Source organism: Paenarthrobacter sp. NPDC089322 (assembly GCF_040684895.1).
Taxonomy (GTDB): domain Bacteria; phylum Actinomycetota; class Actinomycetes; order Actinomycetales; family Micrococcaceae; genus Arthrobacter.
The window spans coordinates 64,759-90,950 of sequence record NZ_JBFBGW010000010.1 but is presented as its reverse complement, the minus strand read 5'-3'; the positions used below and the strand labels follow the sequence as shown (position 1 = coordinate 90,950).

Sequence of the window (26,192 nt, the reverse complement as noted above, 5' to 3'; positions counted from 1 at the left end):
CGCCTGCAGTGCCCCAACGGTGCCGGAGGCTACTACTCTTGAAGGGTGACTGAGCTAACCGCGAACACCGCACTTCCTGAATCAGACCCCCTCGCCAGCACCGCCCAAAGCGGCGCTGCCAACTACCCCGGGCTCGATGCCTGGCGGGACATGCCGATCTCACAGCAGCCCACCTGGTCTGACGCTGAAGTCTTCAAGGCCACCGTCAAGGAGCTCTCAGTGGTTCCGCCCCTGGTATTCGCCGGCGAAGTAGACGTACTCCGGGGACGCCTCGCTGCAGCTGCCCAGGGCAAGGCATTCCTCCTTCAGGGCGGCGACTGCGCCGAGACCTTCGAAGCCGCCACCGCTGACAAGATCAGCGCAAGGGTCAAGACCATCCTCCAGATGGCCGTGGTGCTCACCTATGGTGCGGCGATGCCGGTCATCAAGATGGGGCGCATGGCAGGCCAGTTCGCCAAGCCGCGCTCGTCCAACGAGGAAACCCGCGATGGCGTGACACTCCCTGCGTATCGCGGCGACATCGTCAATGGCTACGATTTCACCCCTGAGTCCCGGGCGCACGACGCCGGCAGGATGCTGCAGGCCTACCGCACATCCGCGTCCACCCTCAATCTGATTCGTGCCTTCACCCAAGGTGGCTTTGCGGATCTGAGGCTGGTCCACCAGTGGAACAAGGGCTTCACGGAGAACCCCGCCCACGCCCGCTACGAGTCACTTGCCCGTGACATCGATCGTGCCATCTCGTTCATGGACTCCTGCGGTGCTGACTTCGAAGCACTGAAGCGCGTTGAGTTCTTTGCCAGCCACGAAGCACTGCTGCTGGACTACGAGCGCGCGCTGACCCGTATCGACTCGCGCACGGGCCTGCCGTACGACACATCGGCCCACTTCCTCTGGATCGGCGAGCGGACACGCGAACTCGATCACGCCCACGTGGACTTCCTTTCGCGCGTCCGCAACCCGATCGGCGTCAAGCTTGGACCGACTACCAGCGGTGATGACGCGTTGCGACTGATCGACAAGCTGGACCCAAACCGCGAACCCGGCCGCCTGACGTTCATCACCCGCATGGGTGCCAAGAATATCCGCGAGAAGCTGCCGGCCGTCGTCGAACGCGTCACGGCTTCCGGTGCGCAGGTCCTCTGGGTAACCGACCCGATGCACGGCAACACGGTCACGTCCCCCAACGGCTACAAGACCCGCAATTTTGACGACGTCATCGACGAAGTCCGCGGCTTCTTCGAGGTCCACCATTCGCTGGGCACGGTTCCGGGTGGCCTGCATGTGGAAATGACCGGGGACGACGTCGCAGAGTGCCTCGGCGGAGCTGACCCCATCGACCAGGAGGCGTTCCTGGACCGCTACGAATCCGTGTGCGACCCGCGTTTGAACCACATGCAGTCACTCGAGATGGCCTTCCTGGTGGCGGGAGCCCTGTCCAAGCGCTGACCGTCCGGCGGTAACCGCTGTTTCTTGAACCGCAGAAGGGGCGGCCCGGCTGAGTCCGGGCCGCCCCTTCAGCCGTTTAACGGCTTGGAGGATTTGGGCCTATACGACGGTCAACGTGATGACCGAGCCTTCGGGCACTTCCGCATCGACGGGATTCTGGTCGCGCACAGTGCCGAAGAAGCCACCCAGGATTTCATTGACTTTGACGTCGAAGCCCAGTTTCCTCAGCTCCTTTTCGGCATCGTCTGCCTGTTTCCCGATAAAGCTTGGAACCTTGACCATCTTCGGCCCCTTGGACACAGTCAGCGTCACGGATTCACCCCGGACCAGCGTTCCATTGGCAGGTGACTGGGATACGACTGCGCCCTTGGGAACGCTCTTGTCATTGACTGTTTCAGGGGCGATCACGGCTTTGAGTCCTGCATCCTGAAGGGCCTGGACGGCAGCATCCTGCGGAAGTCCCCGAACATCCGGAACCGGAATGGGCTGAGGTCCTTTGGACACCGCCAAGGCCACCGGGGTTCCGTGGCGGACTTCAGTTCCCTTGGCCGGGTCCTGGGAAAGAACGACGCCGGCCGGAACTTTCTCGTCGAAGACTTCGGTGACGTTGCCGAGGGCCATCTCGGCGGCATTCAAGGCATTCTTTGCCTGGTCCAGTGTTCCACCGGTCAAGTCCGGCAAAGCGAACAGTTGGGCGCCCTTCGAAACAAAAAGCGTGATCGGCTGAAACTTCCGTATCACCGCGCCCGTGGCCGGTTCGGTGCCTACCGCGAGCCCTGCCTGGATGTCGTCGTCAAAGACATCACGCGGTTCTGACTGGAAGCCCGCGGTCCGAAGCAGTTGCTGCGCTTCGGCCACGGTTTTGTTCTTGACGTCAGGCACAGTGCCCGGGGAACCGGGCCCCATGCCAAAGAACCAACCGGCGGACCCGGCGAGCAGAGCAAGGATCACGATCACAATGGTCCAGATGACACCCCTGCGCCTGGGATTGCCTTCACGCAACGGGCGGACGGGCGTGGCCGCGGCGCGTGCCTGGTCTTTGGCTCGTTGGCGTTCGAGCCGCTTCAACTCCCGTTTGCCGGGTTGCCGGATGTCTTCGTCCACCCCGGGAACGGCCAATCGGGCATGCTGTTGGTGTGCTCCGGCCGCTGCCATGACGGTGGTGGGGTTGCTCTGGTGCGAAATGAATTCAGTCGGAGAAGCGGTGGTGGCTATTGCCTCCGTAGGGTTCTCCTGGCGGCTGGGCGCCTTGCTGTTCAGCGGGGCAGCCACGCTTACGGGGGAGAGCGGCCGGGAAGATGCCTGCCTCAGGTCCAACTGCTCATCGCTTAGGGTAGTCCGGATATGCCGTAGTTCAGAGAGTAAAGCTGAACCGTCCACAGGCCGGTTTTCCGCGTCCACTGCTGTGCACCACTGGACAAGTTCGTCCAGGTCGGCCGCGAGTCCGGGAGCTGCGTCGGAGGGACGGCCGACCACGGCGTTCACGTGCTTGTACGCCACCTGGATGGGCGATTCACCGGCGTAAGGCTGCTGCCCGGTGAGCATTTCGTAGAGCATGATGCCGGCCGAGTAGATGTCGCTGCGGGCATCCGCCGGTTGCCCCAGCACCAGTTCCGGAGCCAAGTACGCAACTGTCCCGATCAAGGCCCCTGTGCTGGTGGTCGCTGTGACGGCCCTGGCCAGGCCGAAATCGCCCACCTTGATGCGCCCGTCGTCGGCAATGAGAACGTTTTCCGGTTTGACGTCGCGATGGATCAGCCCCGAGGCATGGGCAGCCGCCAGGCCCTCGATGACAGGATCGATCAAGGCCAGGGCAAGGCGTGGCGGAAGCGCGCCCTGTTCATTGAGGATGTCGCGCAGGGTATGGCCCTTGACGTACTCCATCACCAGGTATGCGATGTGGCCATCTTCGCCTTGGTCCAGCACTCCGACTATGTGGGGGTGGGAGAGGCTCGCCGCCGCCTTGGCCTCGCGGCTCAATCGCTCCAGGAACGTGTGGTCATTGGCCAAATTCGGGTGCAGGACTTTGAGTGCCACGTCGCGCTCCAAGCGCTGGTCCGTGGCCAGGTAGACAGTGGACATGCCGCCCCTCGCGAGGCGGGACAGAACGCGGTAGCGCCCGTCCACGGTGGTCCCTATGAGGTGGTCCTGCAGTGGTTCTTGCACCTTATGATCCTAAACGAGGCAGGGAAGAGGCCCGAACCCCCGCGGGATCCGGGCCTCCTCCAAGGGTGCCGGGAAGGCTCAGCCGAAGGTGCGCTGGCGTGCCTTGATCGACTCGACGTAGCGCTTGGTGTCGTCGTACATGCCGTACTTGTTGACGGAGTACTGGCCTTGGTAATACCCGGCGATGGCGGTGTCCAGGTCCTTGCTTGTGGCAATGAGGGCCTTGATGATGGCTACTCCGGCGGTGGCGTTGTCGTAGGGGTCCAGGAGGTTGAGCTTCCGGCCCACAAGGTCCGATGCCCACTCCCCGGAGGAGGGAATGACCTGCATGGTGCCGATGGCGTTCGCAGGTGACACAGCCCGCTGATCGAAGCCGGATTCCTGTTCGGCAAAGGCCAAGGCCAGGGAAGGACTCACACCCATGCGCCGTGCGGTGTCGGCCACGATGGTTTTCATCTCCGCCCGGCTGGGAACGGGTGAAGCGTTCAGCAATGCCTTGTTCTCGTTGGCCGAGCTCACGACGGCCGCCGGGTACGTGAAACCCAGGAAGGAACTGGGTACCAACGGCTTGGTCTCCGAGGCCGGCTGCAGCGAGGAACCGCCTGGAATGGTGAGCTTCTGGCCCGGGTAGATGACGGTTGTAGCCGAAACGTTGTTCGCACTCATCAGCGCAGACAGGGAAACGCCGTTCCGGGAGGCAATCGAACTGAGGGTGTCGCCTGCCTTGATGGTGTAGGAGCCCGTGCTGGCTTGGGGTGCGGGTGCAGGCGCCGGTGCGGGGGCGGGCGCAGGAGTGGACGGTGCCGAACCGCCGCTTACCTTGATTTTTTGGCCCGGGTAGATGATGGAGCTCCCACTCAGGCCATTCCAGGAGAAAACGCTGGACAACGGGACGCCGTGACGGGCGGCGATGGCTCCGAGCGTATCACCGGACACCACAGTGTAGGTCGTGGCATCGACGGGGGCGCTCGGGGCAGGAGCCGCGGGCTTCTCGGGGGCAGCCGGGGCGGTGCCGGTCAGCTTGATGGTTTGGCCCGGGTAGATGAGCGTGGTTGGCGTGAGGTTGTTCAACCGGAGGACCGCTGACGTGTCCAGGTTGAAGCGGCGGGCGATGGCGCTGATGGTGTCACCGCGGACCACCTTATAGGTGTCGGGAACGGAAGGGGCCATGGGGCGCAATGCCGCAGGAAGAGTTGCCGCAACAGCCTGCGCAGGGATGACGGATCCGACCTTTGCTGCCTGTGCCTTCATGGCCGCTGCGAGCGTGGCCGGGATCTTCCTGGGCTGAGGTGCCGGTGCAGCGGTGGCTGGCTGGGCCACAGCAAGCGAGGACAAGACCACGGCGGGAAGCGCAGCCGTGGTTGCCGCGATAACCGGCATGCTCATGGTTCGTTTCGTCGAGCGGGGCGTGGTCATGGAGTGTGTCCTCATCTTTGCAGCGGGAATGGAGTTTGTTGCCGCTGTTACCAGTGTTGCGAATGTTACTGATGTTATCAATGATGCAAGTGTGATCAGTGTGAATCTCTCACACTTATTCAATCGGCACAACAATTCATTCCGTTCGGGAATCCGCGCAGGGAATTTGTCCGAGGCGCACGGCGTATTGGCTGGGCGGTGTGAACCGCCGTCGGACTCCGGCTAGGCGAGCGGCAGTGGGGCGTGGCAACCTTGTTCCGTGAGTAATGTAGAAAGCCTTGTTTCTGACTGGCTGCCACTGCCGGATGTCGCGGAGCAGTTGGGAGTTTCCATCACCAAAGTCCATGGACTGCTGGACGAACGCGCGGTAGTGGCCATCAGGCGGGGAGAACGAAATATCCGTTCAATCCCGGCATTGTTTATCCAGGACGGACACGTAGTCGACAGTCTCAAGGGAACCATTGCGGTCCTCAGCGACGCCGGGTACAACGACGAAGAACTCATTGTGTGGTTGTTCACCCCCGATGATTCATTGCGGGGTCGCCCGATTGATGCCCTGCGCGAAGGTCGGAAGACGGAAATCCGTCGTCGCGCCCAATCCCTGGCCTGGTAGGGAGGGCGCCGCTCCTGCGGGCAGCGGCAATTAACACGGACGACGGCGGTACTTTACCGCCGTCGTCCTGTTACCGGAGGCCTGCTGCTCTTCGGTGGACCATGCTGCTTGTGTTGGGCGCTTGCTCCTGCCTAAGCGGCGGCTCCTGGCTAAGCGGCGCGGCTGACTGCCGCTTCGGCCAGTTGACGCAAAGCCGTGAGCGGCAAATCAGCCAAGGGTAGCCGTTCCAATGCGGCAAAGGCTTTATCGCTGAGTTCCGCAATCAATGACTCCGTGGCCTCGAGGGCACCGCAGTCAACAATGATCCGGCGGATTTCAGCCACCTCATCCTCACCCAGGTCCTGCCTCCCGAGCATGGCGTGGAGGTAGGCAGCGTCCGCGGCCGGCGCCTGGTTGATCGCGAATCCGACCAGGACAGTCCGTTTGCCTTCCCTGAGATCGTCGCCGGCCGGTTTGCCGGTGGTCCCGGGGTCGCCGAAGACTCCCAGGACGTCATCCCGTAACTGGAATGCCTCCCCGAGGGGCAGTGAAAACGCTGAATACCCCTGCAATAAGTGGTCGGGTGCCCCTGCCAAGGCCCCGCCCAGTGCCAGCGGATGCTCAGTGGAATACTTAGCGGATTTGTAGCGAATGATCGATTTTGCGCGTTCAACCGATCCGGCTGCGTCGCGGACAGGCCCTGCCACTTCTTCAAGGATGTCCAAATACTGTCCAGCCATGACTTCGGCGCGCATGAGATTGAAAATGTGGCGGGCTGCGGTACCCGACCCCGCCCTGCTGCCGATCTGTGTGAAGGACTCTTCGCTGAAGGACAAGCAGAGGTCGCCCGTGAGGATGGCAGCTGCGTGGCCGAAGCGTTCATCGTCCAAGGCCCACCCGTTCAGCTGATGGAGCTGGCTGAACCGCCTGTGTACGCTGGGACCCCCGCGGCGGGTATCGGATCGGTCAATGATGTCGTCGTGGATCAGGGCTGCGGCTTGGAAGAGCTCAAGGGCGCATCCGGCCGTCACGATTTCGGCGTCGGACGCAGAGCCTCCTGCGCCTCTCCACCCCCAATAACACATGAGGGCGCGGAGCCGCTTACCTCCCGTGACCAGATTCGAAATGGACGTTATTAACGGATCAACGTCGGGGGAAATGCCCGCCATGACGTGCTGTTGGTGGGACAGGAACTCATGCAGCTTGTCCGCCACGCCGTCGATGAAGCGGACCTGCTCCGTGAGGAGTTGCGACGCCGGCGTCACTTGACGGATCCGGCTGCCACGTTGGCGCCGATGGTGAAGGTGGAGACGCCTTCCTTCTGCCGGACCGAGAGGTTCACGGTTTCTCCGTCACCGCGAACGAAATCTATGGAGGTGACGTTGCCCACGGCTTCGGGCCCCGGGACCACTTTGAAGCCTTGGGCTTCAAGGGAGGCTTTGTAGTAGTCCACCACGCCTTCCGGTGGGGCCTTGACCGTACCTACCAGGGCAACCGTGGCCGGGGAAACGTTTTTGTCAAAGCTGCTGGAACGTACGGATGTCTTCGGCATCACCGGAATGAGCTGCTGTGGGAATCCCGGAACAAGGGCGCCAACGGTCGCTGTGGCTCCGGGGACCGGCGAGGCAGGGGAGCCATCGGTAGCAGGCGGCGTGGACGTGGCGGAAGCCGAAGGCGCAGGTGGTTCGGTGGAGGAAACACTGGAATCCACGGAAGGGGAAGGGGCCGCTGAGCCGTCGGATGATGGGGTGCAGGCGGTGGCCGCAACAGCGAGACCTACTGCGAGCAGGGCAAACCCTCGCGCTTGGGGAGTTCCAAAGAGCTTCACAGGGGTATCCTTCCTTGGGCTGACGCCGGACTGTGCTCCCAGTTTAGTCAGTGGGCGGGCATAGTATTGCCGTTGTGAGGCAGGAAGCATTTGGTGGCGCCCAAGGGGGCGGCAGCGGTCCGGCCCGCAGCGCTAAAGATGCCCTGCGGGATTTGAGGCGAACCAGCATCCTGCACGTGGACATGGATGCCTTTTTCGTGTCAGTGGAATTGCGCACGCGGCCCGAATTGCGGGGCAAGCCCGTTATCGTGGGGTTTCCCGCGGAACGTTCGGTAGTGTTGTCGGCCTCCTATGAGGCCCGGGCAACCGGCGTCAAGTCGGCCATGCCCATGGCTGTTGCCATGCGGATGTGCCCCGCCGCTGTGATCATTCATCCCCGGCATAAGCTCTACTACGAAGTATCCGGGCAGCTGATGGAGATCTTCGCCTCGGTCACGGACCTCGTGGAGCCCCTCAGCGTTGACGAGGCCTTCCTCGATGTGGGTGGCGCTATCAGGCGCCTCGGATCACCTCTTGACATTGGACACCTCATCCGCCGACGTGTTCAGGCTGAACTCGGCATCACGGCGTCGGTTGGTATCGCGGGCACCAAGTTCGTGGCCAAGATCGCATCCACGCGCTGCAAACCCGATGGCATCCTGCAGATCGATGCCGCTGATACCGTTCCATATCTGCACAGCCTTCCCGTCAATGCGTTGTGGGGAGTGGGCGGCAAAACGGCGGAAGTGCTCGCCCGTCTTGGCATCCGTACGGTGGCGGATGTGGCTGCCACTCCGGTCGCGTCCTTGAAGAAAGTCCTCGGAGCGAGCGGAGCGCACGTGCACCGGTTGTCCATGGGCATCGATCCCAGGCCTGTCACGCCCACCCGGCTGGAGAAAAGCATCGGCGCGGAAGAGACGTTTGCTACCGACACAGCTGATGACGCCCTGGTGTATCGGGAGCTGCTGAGGTTGTCACACCGCACGGCTTCCCGGCTGCGCAGCTCGGGGATGCTCACCCGCACCATCGCCCTGAAATTGCGTTACTCGGACTTCTCCACGGTGACGCGCAGCCGCACGCTCCATACGCCGATTGACAGCGCCCAACTCATTTACCAGGTCGCCGTACAGCTCGTGGAAGCCCTCGGACCCCGGCCCATGAGCGTCAGGCTTGTCGGCGTCCGCGCGGAACAATTGGAACCGGCGGGCCAGACGTCCATGCAGCTCAGCCTCGACCGCCGGGACGATAACTGGCGTGCTGCCGAACAGGCCCTGGACAGGGTCGCCGAACGTTTTGGATCAAAGACGCTGCTTCCCGCGAGGTTGCTTGAACCCGGAAAGCCTTCAGAAGGGAAATAGCATCCGAGAGAGAAGTGATTGGTAGCACCCTCCGGAGGCCTCTATCTGTCTTTCAGAACCGGGTCCGACAAACTATCCTAATTAGTACAGATATTTAGATCGTCTGGACAGTTGTTTCCTGAGCAGTCGGACCCGGGACGACCACTAAGAACAGTGGAAATTGCGGGAACGCTTTTCCGGGCCCGATCGTTTTGGAGACAGACGCATACGCCGCGTTTTGTCCAGGCGCTGGCTGACTAAAGGAGGTCGCGATGCCCCTCTCGGAGCACGAACAGAAGCTGCTTGAGCAACTCGAGAAGCAGCTTCATGAGGACGATCCGAAGTTTGCCAACACCATGGGGTCGGATCCCATCCGCAGTTGGTCCACCCGACACGTGATAATCGGTGTGCTCGGCGCCATCGCCGGCATCCTGCTGTTGCTCGTTGGCGTCTCGCTTCAACAGATCTTCGTAGGCGTTCTGGGGTTCGTCGTGATGGGGGCGGGCGTGTACTTCGCTACGTTGCGCGGCTCGTCATTCGGTAAGTCCCGCAAAGGCAAGCCTGGAAAAACCAAGTCCAAGAGCTCGTTCATGAGCAATCTCGAAGAGCGCTGGGACGAACGTCGCCGCGACGACAACTGAGCACTGACCACACCTGAGCACCTCCGGCGCAGGGCCGTGCCCCGCGCCGCAGTGCTGCTGTACGTCTCCCGTTGATGGTGTCCCGGCTTATAAGTTGTCGCTGATGCCGCCTTGAGCCCCCTCAGGCGGGCGCTCTCTCATGGATGGCCCTTTTGGGGCGGACGCTCTCTCATGGTTGGCCCCTTTGGGGCGGACGCTCTCTCATGGTTGGCCCTTTTGGGGCGGACGCTCTCTCATGGATGGCCCTTTTCGACCTATGTTCTTATAGACCCGCCTGGCGGGTCTTTTGCATTTAACGAACATTCAACGAACAGGTGCAACCCAGCCCTCCACTTCCCACCCCGTCCTCCACTTCCCACCCAGCCCTCCACTTCCCACCCCGTCCTCCACTTCCCACCCAGCCCTCCACTTCCCACCCCGTCCTCCACTTCCCACCACTGGCCCAAATCCGCGTAATGGCGGGGATCCTAAAACTCAAAGTGGTGGAGAAACGCGCGACAGTGCGTTGACTGTGGGGCGATGTGGAGTAAAGTGGAGCGCATAAGAGGTTAATGGCAGCGTTGGGTATGTGCGGGCACCTTGAGCGAGGGGCGGTGGGCCAGTGTTTCTTGGCACCCACTCGCCGCGTCTCGATGAAAAGGGCAGGATCATACTTCCCGCGAAGTTCCGCGAGGAGCTTGCCGAGGGATTGGTCCTCACGAGGGGCCAGGAGCGCTGTATTTACGTCTTCAGCCAGAAGGAATTCGAACGTATTCACGAATCGATGCGGGAGGCACCACTGTCTTCCAAACAGGCTCGTGACTACATCCGGGTTTTTCTGTCCGGAGCCTCTGATGAGGTACCTGACAAGCAGGGGCGCGTCACCATTCCGCCGGCGCTCCGGGCCTATGCAGGACTAGGTCGGGAGTTGGCAGTCATTGGTGCCGGTACCCGTGCAGAGATCTGGGATGCCGAAGCTTGGAACGAATACCTCACCGAGAAGGAAGCCGCCTTTTCGGAAACCGACGATGACAATCTGCCTGGTTTTTTCTAGCGCAGGTGGGGCACTGCCCCGGTTCTTGGATGGGATCTCCAGCCGCCCATCGAACTGTCTTCCTGGCTCACCTTCCCCGGAGCCAGGCCGGCAGGACGATAGGCGCGGATGGGGATCCGACCCAAGAACAGCATGCAAGCGATTGACGAAAGAGGAGGCAGCGTGGACGAGCAGGACGCGGCAAAGCGCACATCGGAACGCCACGTGCCCGTTCTCAAGGATCGCTGCATCAACCTGCTCGCTCCCGGCTTCGAAGCTGCCAGGAAGCGCGGTGAAACTCCCGTGGCCATCGACGCGACCCTTGGCATGGGTGGCCACTCGGAAGCCATGCTGCAGCGCTTCCCGGATCTCCACCTGGTGGGCATCGACCGTGACGAAGAGGCCCTTGCTCTTGCCGGGGCGCGGCTGGAACCCTTCTCTGCACGGACTGATCTCGTCCACGCCGTCTATGACGAAATCGAAGACGTCCTGGCGGATCTTGGCATAGCTGAAGTTCACGGCATCCTTATGGATTTGGGTGTGTCTTCCCTGCAACTGGATGAGAGGGAGCGCGGCTTCGCCTACTCCTACGACGCTCCGCTGGATATGCGGATGGACACCAGCCGGGGACAAACCGCCGCGGACGTGGTGAACACGTACAGCGAAGAGGACCTCGTTCGGATCATCCGCAAGTGGGGCGAAGAGAAGTTTGCCGGAAGGATCGCCAACAGGATTGTTGCCGCAAGGAACGAAAAACCCTTTGCCACCACGGGAGAGTTGGTCGAGCAAATCCGGGCAGTGGTTCCTGCGGCGGCAGCCAAGAGCGGTGGGCACCCTGCCAAACGGACCTTTCAGGCTTTACGCATCGAGGTCAACGAGGAACTCGACGTCTTGGAGCGGGCAGTACCGGCGGCGGTTGCTGCCACGGCCATGGGCGGGCGGGTTGTAGTGATGTCCTATCACTCGCTGGAGGACAAGATCGTGAAGTCCGTTTTCCAGGCCGGATCCAAGTCGTCTGCACCCCTTGGATTTCCGGTGGAACTCGAGGAACACAAGCCCGAACTGAAAACACTGACCAAGGGCACGGAAGTGCCCACAGCACTGGAAATAGCCGAGAACCCACGCGCGGCGTCTGCCCGCCTCAGGGCCGTGGAACGCATCAAGCCAAGGAGAGTCGCATGAGTAACGCCGCAGCGAAGACACTGCCCTCCGTGGTGGGCAACACCGCCCGCGTGATGCCCGCTCCCGCCGGAAAGCCCGACGCCGGACGCAAGGTCCGCACGCCGCTTTCACTCGTCCGCAGTGCCCCGGGCAAGCGACGGACCCCTTTCGTAGTGCTCTGCTTTGTGGTCCTGGCGGCCGCACTCCTCACGGTGTTGGTCCTCAATATCTCCGTGTCCACAGCCCAGTACCAGTTGGTGCAACTCAAGGCTGAGGCTGCCACGCTCAATAAGGAAAACCAGGATCTGACACAAAAGAAGCAGAACTTCGAGGCTCCACAGAATTTGGCTGCAAAGGCCGCAGAATTGGGAATGGTAGCGTCCACCGTCAAGGGCCAGATCGATCTGGACACCATGTCGGTCACCGGAAAGGCAACACCGGCGGTCAAGGGAGACAATCCTGCAGCGCTGATTGCCCCTCCGGCGGTCGCCGGCCAGCTCGACGTCGTTCCACCAGCCACCACCAAGGAGCCGTTGGAGACCCGTAAGCCGGTAACACCCGCTGCCCCGGCCGCAAAGCCGGAAGCAACACCCGCCGCCCCCGTGGTGGAACTGCATGGAGGCTCAGTACCGGGTCCCCAGCAAAAGGAACCAGGGCAGTAGCCCACCGTCCACTGAAACAAGGTCAGCAGCAAGGAAACAACGTGGCGCAAAACCCCGGCAAATCGAAAAAGACGAAGGCGCCGGCGGCAAGGAAACGGCTGCGGATCGGCCTTGGCATCATGCTGACCTTGCTCCTTGTTGTGGGCGGCAAGCTCTTCATGGTCCAAGGCCTGGACGTCGGGGGCATGGCAGAGGCGGCGCTGGAGAGCAGGCTGAGGCCGCAGAGCCTGCCCGCGGAACGGGGCGAGATCGTCGACGCCAATGGCACGGTCCTGGCCAGCAGCGTGATCCGGTACAACATCGTGGTTGACCAGGTCTTGAACACGGGAACGGCCGAGTTCAAGCGGTACAACGACAAAACCGAAGAAGTGGACACCATCTCCCGTGACCAGGGTATCTCCGAGTTGGCCACGCTCCTCGGTGTGGACGTCGCGAAAATCCGTGAATCGCTGACTGGTGACAAGAAGTATTTCGTTGTGGCCAAGGACGTCAAGCCTGAACTCGAGGACCGCATCTCCAAACTGCACATCCCAGGCATTGCGGCGGAGGGCGTCAGCAAGCGCGTGTACCCGAACGGCAGCGTTGGGGGTGGAGTAGTGGGCTTCCTCCAGGACGGAACCACGGGCCAGGCCGGCATAGAACAGACCCAAGACGAACTCCTGCGGGGAGTGGACGGCAAGCGTGTGTTCGAAATCGGGGCCGATGGCCTCCGAATTCCGGTTGCCACCGACGAATTGACGCCGGCTGTGGACGGGACCGACGTCAAACTGACCATCAACACGGACATCCAGTACTTTGCCCAGCAGGCGATCCAAAGCCAGGTGAACAAACTCAATGCTGAGTGGGGCGTCATTGTCGTCATGGATACCAAGACAGGCAACCTGATTGCCTTGGCGGACACCAACGCCCCGGACCCCAACGATCCCGGGAAGGTGGATGCCAAGGATCGTGGGGTGCGCGCTGTGACCGCCGCCTATGAGCCCGGCTCGGTGGAGAAGATGATCACGGCTGCAGCGGTCATCGAGGAGGGTAAGTCGAGCCCCTTGGATCACTTCACCATTCCGTCGTCTTACACCATTGACGGGCAAACCTTCACGGACGCCTTTGAACACGGCACCGAGGAACGCACTCTTGCCGGAATCCTTGGCTGGTCCATGAACACCGGAACCGTAATGGCCGGCAGCAGGCTGACAAAGGAACAGCGCTACGACTGGTTGAAGAAATTCGGAATCGGCGAGCAGACGGATATCGGGCTGCCGGCGGAAGCGACGGGTATCCTCGCCAAACCCGAGCAGTGGGATGACCGCCAGCAGTACACGGTGCTGTTCGGACAGGGCGTGTCCCAGTCAACGCTCCAGACGGTGCGTGCCTACCAGAGCATCGCCAACGACGGCGTCATGCTTCAGCCCCGCCTTATCGACAGCTACATCACCCCGGAAGGCGAAGAACAAAAGGTTCCCGCCAAGGAATCCCGCCAGGTGGTGTCAAAGGAGACCGCGCAGCAGGTGCGGGACATCCTCGAAAGCGCTGTCACCGAGGGACAGATCAAGGACGCCGCGATCGATGGTTACCGGGTTGGCGCCAAAACCGGAACCTCGCAGGCACCCCGCGAGGACGGGCTTCCCGGCTTTGACGGCTACACCGCGTCCATGGTGGGTATGGCTCCCATGGACGATCCCCGGTTCATTGTGGAAGTCGTCCTGCAACGCCCCAAGGGGAGCATTTACGGCATCACCAACGGTCCTGTGTTCCGCTCCGTGATGGCCCAGGTCCTCCGGACCTACAACGTGGCTCCGTCAACCGGAACCCCGGCGCGCTTGCCGCAGTTCGTCAAGTAAGCTTCTTGGGCGTCTGTTTCGGCCAAAGAATCGATCCACCCTACCGACCCGGCGGCGCTGGCCACGGGCCGGCCGTTCCACCGAGCACCAACGGAGAACCACGTGTCAGAGCACAATGAGGCCGTTTCCAATGTCCACACCCCGGAGGCCGGCAGGTCCGGCTTCCGCCCAGGGTCAGTGGCTGCCGTGCCATTGGCGACCATCGGGGAAGCCCTGGGCGTTGCCGTGCCTGCTGGCGAGGAAAGCAGGGGAGTCACCGGCATTTCGCTGAACTCCCGTTCCATCGAATCCGGCGATCTCTACATGGCACTGCCCGGGGCCTCCCGCCATGGTGCCGATTTCGTCGTGCAGGCCGTCGACGCCGGTGCTGTCGCCGTCGTGACGGACGACGCCGGGGCACGCCAGCTGGCGCTGGCAGGTGACCAGCCGGTACCGGTGCTCATCGTGGAAGAGCCGCGTACCGCCGTCGGGCGTTTGGCTGCCCTGATCTACCGCAGCCAGCCGGACGACAGCGGGTCCCCGACGCTTTTCGGCGTGACCGGCACCAACGGGAAGACCACCACCACCTATTTCATCAATTCGCTGCTGCGCGCCCTGGGCCGGACCACGGGGCTCATCGGCACCATCGAGATCCTGGCAGGCGGAGATCCCATCCCCAGCCTTCTCACAACGCCCGAGTCCACGGACGTCCACGCTTTGCTTGCCCTGATGCGGGAGCGCGGGCTGGACGCAGCCTCGATGGAAGTTTCCTCTCATGCCATTTCTTACCACCGGGTGGATGGCGTGATGTTCGATGTGGCCGGATTCACCAACCTCACACAGGACCATCTGGACCTCCACGGGAGCATGGAGGAGTACTTCAGCACCAAAGCGGAACTGTTCACTGCCGGACGTGCCCGCCACGCGGTGGTGACGGTCGACGACGAGTGGGGCCGGAAGCTTGCGCACCTTGTGGACATTCCGTTGACAACGCTTTCCGCCACGTCCGGTCACCCGGACGCGGACTGGCGCATCGAGTCGACCTCCGCGCGGGGGCTCGGTACTGCTTTCGAGCTGCGGCACCGGGACGGCAGCGTCCTGCGCGTCCACACAGGCTTGCCGGGCGACTTCAACGTGGCCAATGCCGCCCTGGCCACCCTCATGGTCCTTGCCTCCGGCGTTGATCCGGAGATGTTGCAGTCGGCACTCGATGAGCATGATCCGTTCACTGTTGCCGTGCCGGGGCGGATGCAGTTGGTCTCTACCGCTCCTGCCTCCGTCGTTGATTTTGCCCACAATCCCGATGCCCTTGCCCGTGCCCTGGAAGCCGTGCGATCGCCGGAAGAAGGCTCCCGCGTCATCGTGGTTTTTGGTGCCACAGGACAGCGTGACCAAAGCAAACGTCCCACGATGGGGGCCATCGCCGCCCGCCTCGCCGATGTGGTGATCATCAGCGATGACGACCCCCACGATGAAGACGCTGCCACCATCCGTTCCGAGGTGCTGGCGGGCGCCTACGCTGCCCGGGACGCGGAAAACCTCGGAAGCGAGATCATCGAGTCCTATCCGCGGGACGCAGCCATCCGGCTGGCCGTGGAGATGGCCACAACGAAGGACACCATCCTCATCGCAGGGCGTGGACATGAAGTGTGGCAAGAGGTCAAGGGCGTCAACCTCGCACTTGACGACAGGGTCGAACTGCGGGCCGCCTTGACATCCAAGGGATTCAGCGTTTCAACGGACCAGCGGATAGAGTCCTAAACCGAGATGATTGCATTTACAGCGGCGGAGATCGCCGACATCACCCATGGCCGACTGACCGGGGACGGTGGCATCGTGCCCACTTCCGTGGTCACTGATTCACGCGAAGCCGTACCTGGATCGTTGTACGTGGCCAAGCCCGGCGAGCACGCCGATGGCCACGACTTCGTCGACGCCGCCGTCGAACGTGGAGCCGTCCTGGTCCTGGCCGAGCGTGATGTCACCGATGCCGCCGGACGGCCGTTCCCTGCCGTCGTCGTTGATGACGCCGTGCTTGCGATGGGTGCTCTGGCCGGCGAAGCGGTCCGGCGCATCCGCGCTGCCCGCCGAGAACGCGGTGAGGATTTCACCGTGATAGGTATCACCGGTTCAGCCGGCAAAACCACCACCAAGGACCTCCTCGCCGGTGTCCTGTCCACGGCAGGCCCGACGGTGGCTCCTCAGGGTTCGTACAACGGCGAGGTCGGCGTCCCCCTGACTGTCTTTACTGCCGATACGGATACCCGGTTCCTGGTCATCGAGATGGGTGCCACCGGCCTTGGCCACATCAAGTACCTCGCGGACATGGTCAAGCCGGATATCGGCGTCGTGCTCGTAGTGGGAACGGCGCATGCCGGCGAATTCGGCGGCATCGAGAACATTGCGAAAACCAAGGGCGAGCTGGTGGAAGCGCTGGGTGAGCACGGCACCGCTGTCCTTAACCTGGACGACCCCCGTGTGGCCGCCATGAAGACCCGGACCACTGCACGTGTGCTGGGTTTCACCTCATCTCCCGGAACCAACGAGGATGTAGAGGCCCGGAACGTCGTGGTCAACTCCGAGGGCTACCCGGACTTCGAATTGGTCATGCCCGACGGCGGTCCGGCCGTCGAGGTGAAGAGCCGCCTGATCGGCGGCCACCACGTGACCAACCTCTTGGCAGCTGCTGCCGCAGCCTTTGCAGCCGGCATCCCCACCGCCGATATCGCTTCCTCGCTGAGTTCGCAGTCGCCGGCCAGCCGCTGGCGCATGGAGCGTACTGAACGGCCGGACGGCGTCACCATCATCAACGATGCCTACAACGCCAATCCGGAGTCGATGCGGGCAGCGCTCCGTACGCTCGCGGACCTGGGGCAGGGGCGCCGCACCTGGGCAGTCCTGGGTGCAATGCTGGAGCTTGGGGAAGACTCGATCCGCGAGCACACCGCGGTGGGTACCCAGGTGGTTCGGCTCAACATCTCACGGCTTGTGGTGGTGGGACGCGAGGCGCGCGCCTTGTACGTATCAGCCATCCAGGAAGGTTCCTGGGGCGATGAATGTTCGTTCACCGAAACAGCCGAAGAAGCATACGAGCTCCTGCAACGGGAGCTGCAGCCCGGCGACCTCGTCTTGTTCAAGTCCTCCAACGGGGTTGGGCTGAGGCATTTGGGGGATCGGATAGCATTACCTCCACGGGCCCGTCCCAGCGGGGAAGAAGCGGCTGACCATGCCGCAGGCGAAGGGAACGAGCTCCTGTGATTGCACTTTTGATCGGCGCAGGTGTCGCCCTCCTGGTGGCCTTGATCGGGACGCCGCTCTTCATCCGGCTCCTTGTCGCCAAGAGCTACGGACAGTTCATCCGTGATGACGGACCGACATCCCACCACACCAAGCGCGGCACGCCCACGATGGGTGGCACTGTGGTGGTTGCCGCCGTCCTCATCAGCTACTTTGTGACGCATTTGATCATGTGGATGATGAATCCGCGGTCTCCAGGGCCTTCCGCATCGGGCCTGCTCCTGCTGTTCCTCATGGTGGGCATGGGATTTGTGGGCTTCCTGGATGACTACATCAAGATTTCGAACAAGCGCAGCCTGGGCCTGAACGCCCGTGCCAAGCTGATTCTGCAGGCCGCCGTGGGCATCATCTTTGCAGTGCTCGTGCTGCAGTTCCCCAACGAGGACGGGCTTCGGCCCGCGTCGACGCAGATTTCGCTTGTCCGCGATATCCCCTGGCTGGACCTGGCCTTTGGCGGCACCGTCCTGGGCGCCATCCTTTTCGTCGTTTGGTCGAACCTGATCATCACGGCCGCCACTAACGGCGTTAACCTGACCGACGGTTTGGACGGGCTGGCGGCGGGAGCGTCCATCATGGTTTTCGGTGCCTACACCATCATGGGAATCTGGCAGAACAACCAGGCCTGCGGCTCACCCCGCGAGGCCGGCAGCGGTTGCTACCAGGTGCGCGACCCCATGGACCTCGCACTGCTGGCCGCAATCCTCAGCGCTGCCTTGGTTGGTTTCCTCTGGTGGAACACCTCGCCTGCCAAGATCTTCATGGGGGACACCGGATCCCTCGCGATCGGTGGCGCCGTCGCCGCCTTCGCCATCCTTTCCCGGACCGAACTTCTCCTGGCGTTCATTGGCGGCCTGTTTGTCCTGATCACACTTTCCGTGATCATCCAGGTGGGCTATTTCAAGCTGACCGGCGGCAAGCGGGTCTTCAAGATGGCGCCACTGCAGCACCACTTCGAGCTGAAGGGCTGGGCGGAAGTCACCGTGGTTGTCCGTTTCTGGATCCTCGCTGGACTGTTCGTGGCCGCAGGCCTTGGAATCTTCTACGCTGAATGGGTGGTGCTGCTGTGAACGTAAGCCCCGAGACAACGCCGGCGAGCAACGATCGGCTCAAGGACCTCACCAGCTGGGACGCCGACTGGAGCGGCCTCCGCGTGGTGGTGACCGGAATCGGTGTGTCCGGCTTCGCCGCCGCCGATACCCTCATTGAACTCGGTGCCAGGGTGGTTGTGGTGGACGCTGCGACCACGGCCAAAGCCGAGGCCCAAGCCGACACGCTGAAAATCGTCGGCGCAGCGGATGTCCTGCTCGGTGCCGACGCCGTCAACTCCCTACCGCTCGTGGACGGCGAAAAGCCGGAACTCGTGGTCACGTCACCAGGATGGCGCCCTGACCAGGCTCTGCTCGCCGCCGCCAAACGGAAGCACATTCCGGTCTGGGGCGACGTTGAACTGGCCTGGCGCCTGAGGGTACGCGAAGGCCGGAAAACTGCCGACTGGTTGGCGATCACCGGTACCAACGGCAAGACCACCACTGTGGGCATGACCGAGTCGATGCTGCAGGCGGCCGGGCTCAAAGCGATCGCTGTGGGCAATGTGGGCACTCCCATCCTCGACGCCCTTCGCGATCCCGTGGATTACGACGCTTTCGCAGTGGAACTGTCAAGTTTCCAATTGCACTGGAGCCACTCCCTGTCACCCGTGGCCAGCGTTTGCCTGAATGTCGCCGAGGACCACGTGGATTGGCACGGTTCCTACGCCTCCTACCTGGCGGACAAGGCCAAGGTGTATGAGAACACCCGGAAGGCGGCGATCTACAACGCCGATCAGATCGAAACCGAACGCATGGTGGAGAACGCGGATGTCGTAGAGGGCTGCCGTGCGATCGGCTTCACCACCAACACGCCCGCCATCAGCATGCTGGGCGTAGTGGACGGCCTGTTGGTAGACCGGGCCTTCATTGCCGAGCGCAAGGACTCGGCGGCGGAACTCGCGGCAATGTCGGACCTCGGTCCCGTGGCCCCCCGCCACATGGTGGCCAATGCCCTGGCGGCAGCTGCACTTGTGCGGGCCTATGGTGTTGAACCCGCAGCCGTCAAGCAGGGGCTTGTCAACTACCTGCCCGGTGCGCACCGCATCCAGGTGGTTGCCAAGCACCACGATGTCCTGTGGATCAACGATTCCAAAGCCACCAATCCGCATGCCGCGTCAGCAGCACTTGCAGCTTTCCAGAACGTCATCTGGATCGCCGGAGGCCTCTCCAAGGGCGTCAACTATGACGAGCTCGTCAAGGAACACGCAGGCCGCTTGAAGTCGGTGGTGCTCATCGGCACGGATACCGCGGCCTTGGAAGGCTCCCTCCAGCGACACGCGCCGGATGTCCCCGTGATAGCGCAGCCCAAGGGCGACACTGAAAGTGTGCAGACCGCAGCCGGTACCGCCTCGTCGCCGATCTTTGGCGAGACCATCATGGCCCAGGCCGTGGCGGCGGCGGCAGGCGTAGCGGGGCCGGGAGACACAGTCCTCATGGCCCCCGCGGCTGCATCCATGGATCAGTTCTCTTCCTACGCTCACCGTGGCGACGCATTCGTCCAGGCAGTTCGCGAGCTCGTGGAAGGGCAGGCAAAGACCACCGAGGAGTAACAATGGTCAGCACGCCCACCCGCACCCGCGGCAAAGAGCCGCGGGACGGGAAACCCCGCGTCCCGCCTGGTGCCGGCAAGCAGTCCTCGGGTATCCGCGGACACGTCCGGAGCTTCTGGGAGGGCCTGGAAGGCAAGGGCAAAGCTCCCAACAGCTCCACGTATTACCTCATCCTCGGTTGTGCCCTCGCCCTGACGGCCATTGGTGTGATGATGGTGCTCTCCGCCTCCAGCGTGGAAGCCATCTCCGTGGGCAAGTCGCCCTACGCCGACGCCTTGAAGCAGGCAATGTTTGGCGTCGTCGGGCTGATAGCGATGTACATCATTTCGCGCACCAACGTCAGCTGGATGAAGAAGTTGTCGTGGTGGGGCCTCGGCGCCGTCATCGTGCTGCTGGTGCTTGTCCAGGTGTTTGGGCGCAGCACTCTGGGCAACCAGAACTGGATCGACATTGGCGGCATCAGTATCCAGCCTTCGGAAATCTCCAAACTGGTGCTTTGTGTCTGGATTGCCGCAGTACTGGCACGCAAGGAGAAATACCTTAATCGCTGGATGCACGTCATCATCCCGGTGATTCCCGGGGCAGGCCTGGTGCTCGCCCTGATCCTGGCGGGTAACGACCTCGGCACGGGTATCGTTGTCATGGCCATTGTGGCAGCAGGCCTGTACTTTGCCGGCGTCCCCACCAAGATGCTGGCGATCGCCGGGATTATTGGCGTAATCGGTGCAACGGCCATGACCATCATCAGCCCCAACCGGATGTGCCGTGTCACGGTCTGGTTGGGCATGGCCGGCGATTCCTGCAGGGCCGACTCCGACTTCAGCTACCAGTCGACCAACGGTATGTACGGATTGGCGCAGGGCAGCTGGACCGGCCTGGGGCTGGGCCAGAGCAGGCAAAAGTACAACTGGCTTCCGGAAGCCCATAACGACTTCATTTTTGCCATCATTGGCGAGGAGCTCGGACTCGTTGGCACCATCGTGGTGTTGGTTTTGTTCGCGATCCTGGGCATCGCCATCTTCCGCGTCGTGATCCGGCAGACAGACCCCTTCCAGCGCACGCTTGCGGGCGGCATCATGGTGTGGCTGCTTGGCCAGGCCAGCATGAACATGGCTGTGGTAACCCAGCTGCTCCCGGTGATCGGTGTGCCACTACCCTTCATCTCGGCCGGTGGTTCGGCCTTGGTGATGTCGCTCTGCGGCGTGGGCGTAGTGTTGTCCTTGGCCCGGGGCCAGTTGCCGCCTCAGCAACGCCCCAGGCTTCTGCCGCGTCGTTTTCCCAAGACCGCACGAAAGCGTAAATAGCACTTCATGACTTCAGATTTCCCCCAAGCGTCCAATCCGTTGTCCGTCGTTCTCGCCGGAGGCGGGACGGCCGGCCACGTAAGTCCGTTGCTGGCCATCGCCGACGCGATCAAGGCACAGCGTCCGGAGGCCGACATCCTGGCTGTAGGGACGCCGTCGGGCCTGGAAACCCGGCTTGTCCCGGCCGCAGGCTACGATCTCGCGACCATCGACCGCGTTCCTTTTCCCCGGAGGCCCTCACCTGACCTGCTGCGCCTTCCGGGCCGCCTTGCAGGGGCAGTCAAGCAAGCAGGGCGCATTCTGGACGATGCGAAGGCAGATGTCCTGGTGGGAGTGGGCGGCTATGTGTGCACTCCTGCATATTTGGCGGCACGCAAGCGCAAAATCCCCATCGTCATCCATGAGGCAAACATGAGGCCGGGCCTCGCCAACCGTGTAGGTGCGCGGTTCAGCAGCCACGTAGGCGTCGCCTTTGCCGGGACGCAGCTCCGCGGCGCCAGGCACGTAGGCATGCCCATGCGCCGGGCCATCTCTGGATTGGACCGGGCCGCTGCGGCGCCTGCGGCGAAGGCGTCGCTTGGCCTGGACCCCGACCGTCCTGCCCTGATCGTTACCGGGGGATCTTCCGGTGCCCTGAGCATTAACCGCTCCATCACAGCCGCCTTGCCTGCCTTGGAAGCCGCCGGGATCCAGACGCTGCACATCACCGGTGCCGGTAAAGCCGTCATGAACGACGACGGCACTGTCCTCGCTGCTGACGGCTATCGCCAGGTTGAGTACGTGGATGGCATGGAAAATGTCTATGCAGCCGCCGACGTCCTCCTGGCGCGTGCCGGCGCGGCTACGGTCAGTGAAGTTGCTGCGGTGGGTGTACCCGCGGTGTTCGTGCCGTTGCCGATCGGAAACGGTGAGCAGGCGTTGAACGCAGGCGCCTTGGTCAAGGCCGGCGGCGCGCTCCTGGTCGAAGACAAGGCCCTTGGTCCGGAGTGGATCGCTGCCGAGCTCATCCCACTCTTGTCGGACCGGCGCAGGCTTGAAGACATGTCCCGGAAGTCCGAGGCCCTCGGCATCAGAAACGCCGATCAGCGAATGGCTGATCTTGTCCTGGAAGCGGTATCCGCATGACGCACACCATTGCGCCCCTTGAATCACTTGGCCGTGTCCATTTCATTGGCATCGGGGGAGTCGGCATGTCTGCCGTTGCCCGGATCATGGTGGCGCGTGGGGTGCCGGTCAGTGGAACGGATGCCAAGGACCTGCCGGTCATGCACGATCTCGCCTCGGCCGGCGCCCGCATCGCGGTGGGCTACGACGCCCTCAACCTTGGCGATGCCCAGACTGTGGTTGCCGGATCTGCCATCCGGGCAGACAATCCGGAACTGGCTGCGGCGCGGGAAGCGGGGTTGCCGGTGCTGCACCGGTCGGAAGCCTTGGCCGCCACCATGGCCGGGCACAGGGTGGTGACTATCGCGGGCACGCACGGCAAGTCGACCACGACGTCCATGGTCGCCGTCCTGCTGAAGGAAGCAGGCCTGGACCCGTCCTTCGCCATTGGCGCGAACGTCCCGGCACTGGGCGTCAACGCCGCCCACGGGGCATCGGACATTTTTGTGGCGGAGGCCGACGAGTCGGATGGTTCCTTCCTCAACTACCGGCCGCTGATTGCCGTGGTCACCAACGTGGAAGCCGACCACCTGGACCATTACGGTACGGCCGACGCAGTCTTCGCATCGTTCGACAACTATGCCGCCCTTCTGCCGGCGGATGGTGTCCTGCTCGCGTGTGCCGACGACCCCGGGGCACGGGCCCTTGCGGAGCGGACGCTGTCGAAGGGCGCCACCCGGGTGCTGACTTACGGAACAGTTGACGACGCCGACATCCGGCTCACGGACGACGGGCCCGGTGCCGTTTCGGTCGCTTTGGGCGGCGGAGTCCCGTACGCCCTCGATCTGCAAGTACCGGGACGGCACAACGCCCTCAACGCAGCAGCCGCGTTCGGCGTCGCGGTTGAACTCGGCGTAGCGCCGGCTGAGGCTGCCGCTGCGCTGGCCCACTTCACGGGAGCTTCCAGGCGTTTTGAACTCAAGGGACAGGGGAGGGGGGTGCGCGTCTACGACGATTACGCGCACCACCCCACGGAAGTCCGTGCAGCACTCTCCGCAGCCCGTTCGGTCGCAGGCGGCAAAAAAGTACACGTACTGTTCCAGCCGCACTTGTTTTCACGGACGCGCGAGTTCGCCGGTGATTTCGCAGCTGCACTGGACGCGGCCGACACCGCTCTGGTCCTGGACATCTACCCTGCCCGCGAAGACCCGATTCCGGGGGTAACGAGTGCGTTGATATCCGATCAGCTTTCCCACGGGCGACTGGTCTCCGCCGATGACGCCGTCGATGCGCTCGTCACGGCAGCATCGGACGGGGACATCGTCCTGACGGTTGGTGCGGGGGACGTGACGGCCTACGGACCCGTCATTGTGGAGGCCTTGGGTGGCTAGCACCCGCAAGCCGACGTTCAAGCCGGGAGCGGCATCAGGCGGGCCGAATGCCAAGCGCCCCGCCAACGGTGGAGGCCGCCCTGCTGCCGAGGCCGTTATCAGCGCCCAGCGCCCTATCGTGCCGGACCTGGAATCGCCTGCAACCGCAGGCAAGTATGTGGGCAAACCGTCCGCCCCAAAGAGCAAGGACAAAGGTTCCAAGCCCGGGAAGTCCGGAAAATCCGGACAGGCTGACAACGTCATTGTCTTTCCCGAACCCAAGGGCCGGCGGAAGCGCAGGATTGTTGTGTGGACCCTCTCCATCGTCGCGGCCGTGGTTGCGCTCATCATCGCGGGGGCCGTCTATTCGCCGGTGCTGGCGGTAAAGACCATTACGGTGGACGGCACCAAGCTGTTGACTCCGGACGCCGTCCAGCAGGCGCTGGGCGACCTCGAGGGTAAACCGCTCCCGCAAGTCAGCGAGCAGGAGATCAACGAGCTTTTGAAGCCCCTCGTCCAGGTGAGGTCGGCCACCATGGAGGCCCGGCCGCCGTCGGAATTGCTGGTTCACGTTAATGAGCGTGTGCCGGTTGCCCTGCTCAAGCAAGGCGACACTTTTGTCATGGTGGACGTCGACGGCGTTCAACTGGGTGTCACGCAAGACAAAGAGGCCGTAGCGCTTCCACTGATCGATGCCGGAGCCGGTGCCACCAACACGGAATTGTTCAAAGCGATAGCCGCTGTCCTGGACACTCTGCCGGCCGACGTCCTTGCCAGGATGTCCACCGCTTCGGCCGCTTCACCGGACGCCGTTGAACTAAAACTCACGGATGGAAAGACGGTAGTGTGGGGCAATGCCGAGGATAGGGAACTGAAAGCGAAAGCCCTTGAAGCCCTGCTGAAGATGCCGCCGGACCCCAAGGTTCCCGTGAGCGTCTACGACGTCAGCGTGCCCCGGCATCCATTCACAAAGTAGGAGGTAACCTGCTGCGGTTGATGGCCTTATTTCGCGACAATCAAGCGACACGCGCAAGCGGTCATTGCATGTGAGAAGCGGAGGAAATACCGTCGCAGTAGAGTTACTTGACATAACTATAACCTTCAACTAGAGGGTTAAGGTCCAAGGATTCAAGTTGGACTCGATCAGTTTCGCAATAGGACACAAGCAAGGGGCACGAAACGTGGCAGCACCGCAGAATTACTTGGCCGTCATCAAGGTCGTCGGCATCGGCGGCGGTGGCGTGAACGCAGTCAATCGCATGATCGAGGTCGGCCTCCGGGGCGTCGAGTTCATCGCCATCAACACTGACGCGCAGGCGCTGCTCATGAGTGACGCCGACGTCAAGCTCGACGTCGGACGTGAGCTTACCCGTGGCCTCGGCGCAGGGGCCAACCCGGAGGTCGGCAAGCAGGCCGCCGAAGATCACGCTGACGAGATCGAAGAAGTTCTCCGCGGCGCTGACATGGTCTTTGTGACTGCCGGCGAAGGCGGTGGCACCGGTACCGGCGGAGCACCCGTTGTCGCACGCATCGCACGTTCGCTGGGCGCGCTGACAATCGGCGTTGTCACGCGACCCTTCACGTTCGAAGGTCGCCGCCGCGCAGGTTCGGCTGAGGCGGGCATCGATGCCCTTCGCGACGAAGTCGACACGCTCATCGTCATCCCCAACGACCGCCTCTTGTCCATCAGCGACCGCAACGTCTCCGTCCTGGACGCTTTCCGCTCCGCTGACCAGGTACTCCTGTCGGGCGTTCAGGGCATCACCGACCTCATCACCACGCCGGGCCTCATCAACCTCGACTTTGCCGACGTCAAGTCCGTCATGCAGGGTGCCGGTTCGGCGCTCATGGGCATCGGTTCGGCCCGTGGCGAGGACCGTGCAGTCAAGGCCGCCGAACTCGCCATCGCCTCTCCGCTCCTTGAGGCTTCCATCGATGGCGCCCATGGCGTGCTGCTGAGCATCCAGGGCGGTTCGGACCTTGGCCTCTTCGAAATCAACGAGGCCGCGCGCCTGGTGCAGGAAGTGGCCCACCCCGAGGCGAACATCATCTTCGGTGCTGTCATTGACGACGCCTTGGGCGACGAAGCCCGCGTCACCGTCATTGCCGCCGGCTTCGACGACGTCAAGGCCACCTCGCCCTCGATGGATCAGTCCCGTCCGGCACAGAACCCCGTGCCTGCCGCCGATCGTCCTGCTGCTCCCAGCGCTGCTCCGTCAGGCGCTGCCGCGCCGCAACACGCAACCGCAGGCGTCGGCGCCGCCGGCCTGAGCAACTGGGGTCAGCAGCGTCCGTCCGCATTGCCCGCTGACTCGGGGTTCGACGTCGACCTCCCGGCCGTTGTGGAGCCGGACCTTACCGGCAGCCGCTCGGACGATCTCGACGTTCCCGACTTCCTTAAGTAAGCGGAGCCCGGAGA

The 26,192-nt window shown here is 62.9% G+C and carries 21 protein-coding genes; 17 read left to right on the top strand and 4 right to left on the bottom strand.

All coding sequences use genetic code 11. The features are described from left to right. The first annotated feature begins 45 nt into the window (after positions 1 to 45). Positions 46 to 1,449, top strand: coding sequence for a class II 3-deoxy-7-phosphoheptulonate synthase (locus AB0N65_RS12140; RefSeq protein WP_364161493.1), 1,404 nt, complete (start codon positions 46 to 48; stop codon positions 1,447 to 1,449). 99 nt (positions 1,450 to 1,548) lie between these two features. Here the strand turns inward: AB0N65_RS12140 and pknB are convergent, their stop codons facing one another. Both pknB and AB0N65_RS12130 read right to left on the bottom strand, forming a co-directional pair. Continuing rightward, positions 1,549 to 3,615 (bottom strand): Stk1 family PASTA domain-containing Ser/Thr kinase, encoded by a 2,067-nt coding sequence (pknB, locus tag AB0N65_RS12135; RefSeq protein ID WP_364161491.1) that lies wholly within the window; start codon positions 3,613 to 3,615, stop codon positions 1,549 to 1,551. A 78-nt stretch (positions 3,616 to 3,693) separates the two neighbouring features. Then, a complete protein-coding gene (locus AB0N65_RS12130) occupies positions 3,694 to 5,031 on the bottom strand; it encodes a LysM peptidoglycan-binding domain-containing protein (protein ID WP_364161489.1) in 1,338 nt (445 codons plus the stop codon). 259 nt (positions 5,032 to 5,290) lie between these two features. Here AB0N65_RS12130 and AB0N65_RS12125 point away from each other — a divergent pair, with 259 nt between their 5' ends. Next, positions 5,291 to 5,644, top strand: a complete 354-nt coding sequence (locus AB0N65_RS12125) for an Rv2175c family DNA-binding protein (protein ID WP_364161487.1) — start codon at positions 5,291 to 5,293, stop codon at positions 5,642 to 5,644. 149 nt (positions 5,645 to 5,793) lie between these two features. Here AB0N65_RS12125 and AB0N65_RS12120 read toward each other — a convergent pair whose 3' ends face one another. Beyond that, positions 5,794 to 6,888, bottom strand: a complete 1,095-nt coding sequence (locus AB0N65_RS12120) for a polyprenyl synthetase family protein (RefSeq protein ID WP_364161485.1) — start codon at positions 6,886 to 6,888, stop codon at positions 5,794 to 5,796. Further along, complete coding sequence (locus tag AB0N65_RS12115) at positions 6,885 to 7,451, bottom strand: hypothetical protein (protein WP_364161483.1); 567 nt, start codon at positions 7,449 to 7,451, stop codon at positions 6,885 to 6,887. The genes AB0N65_RS12120 and AB0N65_RS12115 overlap by 4 nt, the downstream gene beginning before the upstream one ends. A 74-nt stretch (positions 7,452 to 7,525) precedes the next feature. On the opposite strand from AB0N65_RS12115, the gene dinB reads away from it, so the two are divergent. The 15 genes from dinB (at position 7,526) to ftsZ (ending at position 26,178) form a co-directional block, all read left to right on the top strand. Next, a complete protein-coding gene (gene dinB / locus AB0N65_RS12110) occupies positions 7,526 to 8,788 on the top strand; it encodes a DNA polymerase IV (RefSeq protein ID WP_364161481.1) in 1,263 nt (420 codons plus the stop codon). Between the two features lie 251 nt (positions 8,789 to 9,039). Further along, entirely contained in the window at positions 9,040 to 9,408 is a 369-nt protein-coding gene (locus tag AB0N65_RS12105) for a DUF3040 domain-containing protein (protein WP_364161479.1), read from the top strand. 601 nt (positions 9,409 to 10,009) lie between these two features. Further along, a complete protein-coding gene (gene mraZ, locus AB0N65_RS12100; RefSeq protein ID WP_364161477.1) occupies positions 10,010 to 10,441 on the top strand; it encodes a division/cell wall cluster transcriptional repressor MraZ in 432 nt (143 codons plus the stop codon). A gap of 162 nt (positions 10,442 to 10,603) precedes the next feature. Next, positions 10,604 to 11,602 carry a 16S rRNA (cytosine(1402)-N(4))-methyltransferase RsmH gene (gene rsmH, locus AB0N65_RS12095; protein WP_364161475.1) on the top strand — a complete coding sequence of 333 codons (999 nt, stop codon included), beginning with the start codon at positions 10,604 to 10,606 and terminating at the stop codon, positions 11,600 to 11,602. After that, complete coding sequence (locus AB0N65_RS12090) at positions 11,599 to 12,243, top strand: hypothetical protein (protein ID WP_364161473.1); 645 nt, start codon at positions 11,599 to 11,601, stop codon at positions 12,241 to 12,243. The genes rsmH and AB0N65_RS12090 overlap by 4 nt, the downstream gene beginning before the upstream one ends. 41 nt (positions 12,244 to 12,284) lie before the next feature. Next, positions 12,285 to 14,081, top strand: a complete 1,797-nt coding sequence (locus tag AB0N65_RS12085; protein WP_364161471.1) for a penicillin-binding protein 2 — start codon at positions 12,285 to 12,287, stop codon at positions 14,079 to 14,081. A gap of 102 nt (positions 14,082 to 14,183) precedes the next feature. Then, positions 14,184 to 15,821 carry a UDP-N-acetylmuramoyl-L-alanyl-D-glutamate--2,6-diaminopimelate ligase gene (locus AB0N65_RS12080; RefSeq protein ID WP_364161469.1) on the top strand — a complete coding sequence of 546 codons (1,638 nt, stop codon included), beginning with the start codon at positions 14,184 to 14,186 and terminating at the stop codon, positions 15,819 to 15,821. Positions 15,822 to 15,827: 6 nt separating this feature from the next. Beyond that, positions 15,828 to 17,318 carry a UDP-N-acetylmuramoyl-tripeptide--D-alanyl-D-alanine ligase gene (gene murF, locus AB0N65_RS12075; protein ID WP_364161467.1) on the top strand — a complete coding sequence of 497 codons (1,491 nt, stop codon included), beginning with the start codon at positions 15,828 to 15,830 and terminating at the stop codon, positions 17,316 to 17,318. Next, a complete protein-coding gene (gene mraY / locus AB0N65_RS12070) occupies positions 17,315 to 18,424 on the top strand; it encodes a phospho-N-acetylmuramoyl-pentapeptide-transferase (protein WP_364161465.1) in 1,110 nt (369 codons plus the stop codon). The genes murF and mraY overlap by 4 nt, the downstream gene beginning before the upstream one ends. After that, a complete protein-coding gene (gene murD, locus AB0N65_RS12065; protein ID WP_364161463.1) occupies positions 18,406 to 19,995 on the top strand; it encodes a UDP-N-acetylmuramoyl-L-alanine--D-glutamate ligase in 1,590 nt (529 codons plus the stop codon). Before mraY ends, murD begins: the two co-directional genes overlap by 19 nt. 2 nt (positions 19,996 to 19,997) lie before the next feature. Continuing rightward, positions 19,998 to 21,299, top strand: a complete 1,302-nt coding sequence (gene ftsW / locus AB0N65_RS12060) for a putative lipid II flippase FtsW (RefSeq protein ID WP_364161461.1) — start codon at positions 19,998 to 20,000, stop codon at positions 21,297 to 21,299. Positions 21,300 to 21,305: 6 nt separating this feature from the next. Beyond that, positions 21,306 to 22,424 (top strand): undecaprenyldiphospho-muramoylpentapeptide beta-N-acetylglucosaminyltransferase, encoded by a 1,119-nt coding sequence (gene murG / locus AB0N65_RS12055; protein WP_364161459.1) that lies wholly within the window; start codon positions 21,306 to 21,308, stop codon positions 22,422 to 22,424. After that, complete coding sequence (murC, locus tag AB0N65_RS12050; RefSeq protein WP_364161457.1) at positions 22,421 to 23,794, top strand: UDP-N-acetylmuramate--L-alanine ligase; 1,374 nt, start codon at positions 22,421 to 22,423, stop codon at positions 23,792 to 23,794. The genes murG and murC overlap by 4 nt, the downstream gene beginning before the upstream one ends. After that, positions 23,787 to 24,749: an FtsQ-type POTRA domain-containing protein gene (locus AB0N65_RS12045; RefSeq protein ID WP_364161455.1), complete on the top strand. Its 963-nt coding sequence runs from the start codon at positions 23,787 to 23,789 to the stop codon at positions 24,747 to 24,749. Before murC ends, AB0N65_RS12045 begins: the two co-directional genes overlap by 8 nt. 205 nt (positions 24,750 to 24,954) lie before the next feature. After that, a complete protein-coding gene (ftsZ, locus tag AB0N65_RS12040; protein WP_364161453.1) occupies positions 24,955 to 26,178 on the top strand; it encodes a cell division protein FtsZ in 1,224 nt (407 codons plus the stop codon). Positions 26,179 to 26,192 lie beyond the last annotated feature (14 nt).

Bases quoted from the DNA above. Each gene is read 5' to 3' on its own strand.
- AB0N65_RS12130 (WP_364161489.1), bottom strand. From the start codon at position 5,031: ATGACCACGCCCCGCTCGACGAAACGAACCATGAGCATGCCGGTTATC.
- AB0N65_RS12105 (WP_364161479.1), top strand. From the start codon at position 9,040: ATGCCCCTCTCGGAGCACGAACAGAAGCTGCTTGAGCAACTCGAGAAG.
- AB0N65_RS12090 (WP_364161473.1), top strand. From the start codon at position 11,599: ATGAGTAACGCCGCAGCGAAGACACTGCCCTCCGTGGTGGGCAACACC.
- murF (WP_364161467.1), top strand. From the start codon at position 15,828: ATGATTGCATTTACAGCGGCGGAGATCGCCGACATCACCCATGGCCGA.
- murD (WP_364161463.1), top strand. From the start codon at position 18,406: ATGGGTGGTGCTGCTGTGAACGTAAGCCCCGAGACAACGCCGGCGAGC.
- ftsW (WP_364161461.1), top strand. From the start codon at position 19,998: ATGGTCAGCACGCCCACCCGCACCCGCGGCAAAGAGCCGCGGGACGGG.
- murG (WP_364161459.1), top strand. From the start codon at position 21,306: ATGACTTCAGATTTCCCCCAAGCGTCCAATCCGTTGTCCGTCGTTCTC.
- murC (WP_364161457.1), top strand. From the start codon at position 22,421: ATGACGCACACCATTGCGCCCCTTGAATCACTTGGCCGTGTCCATTTC.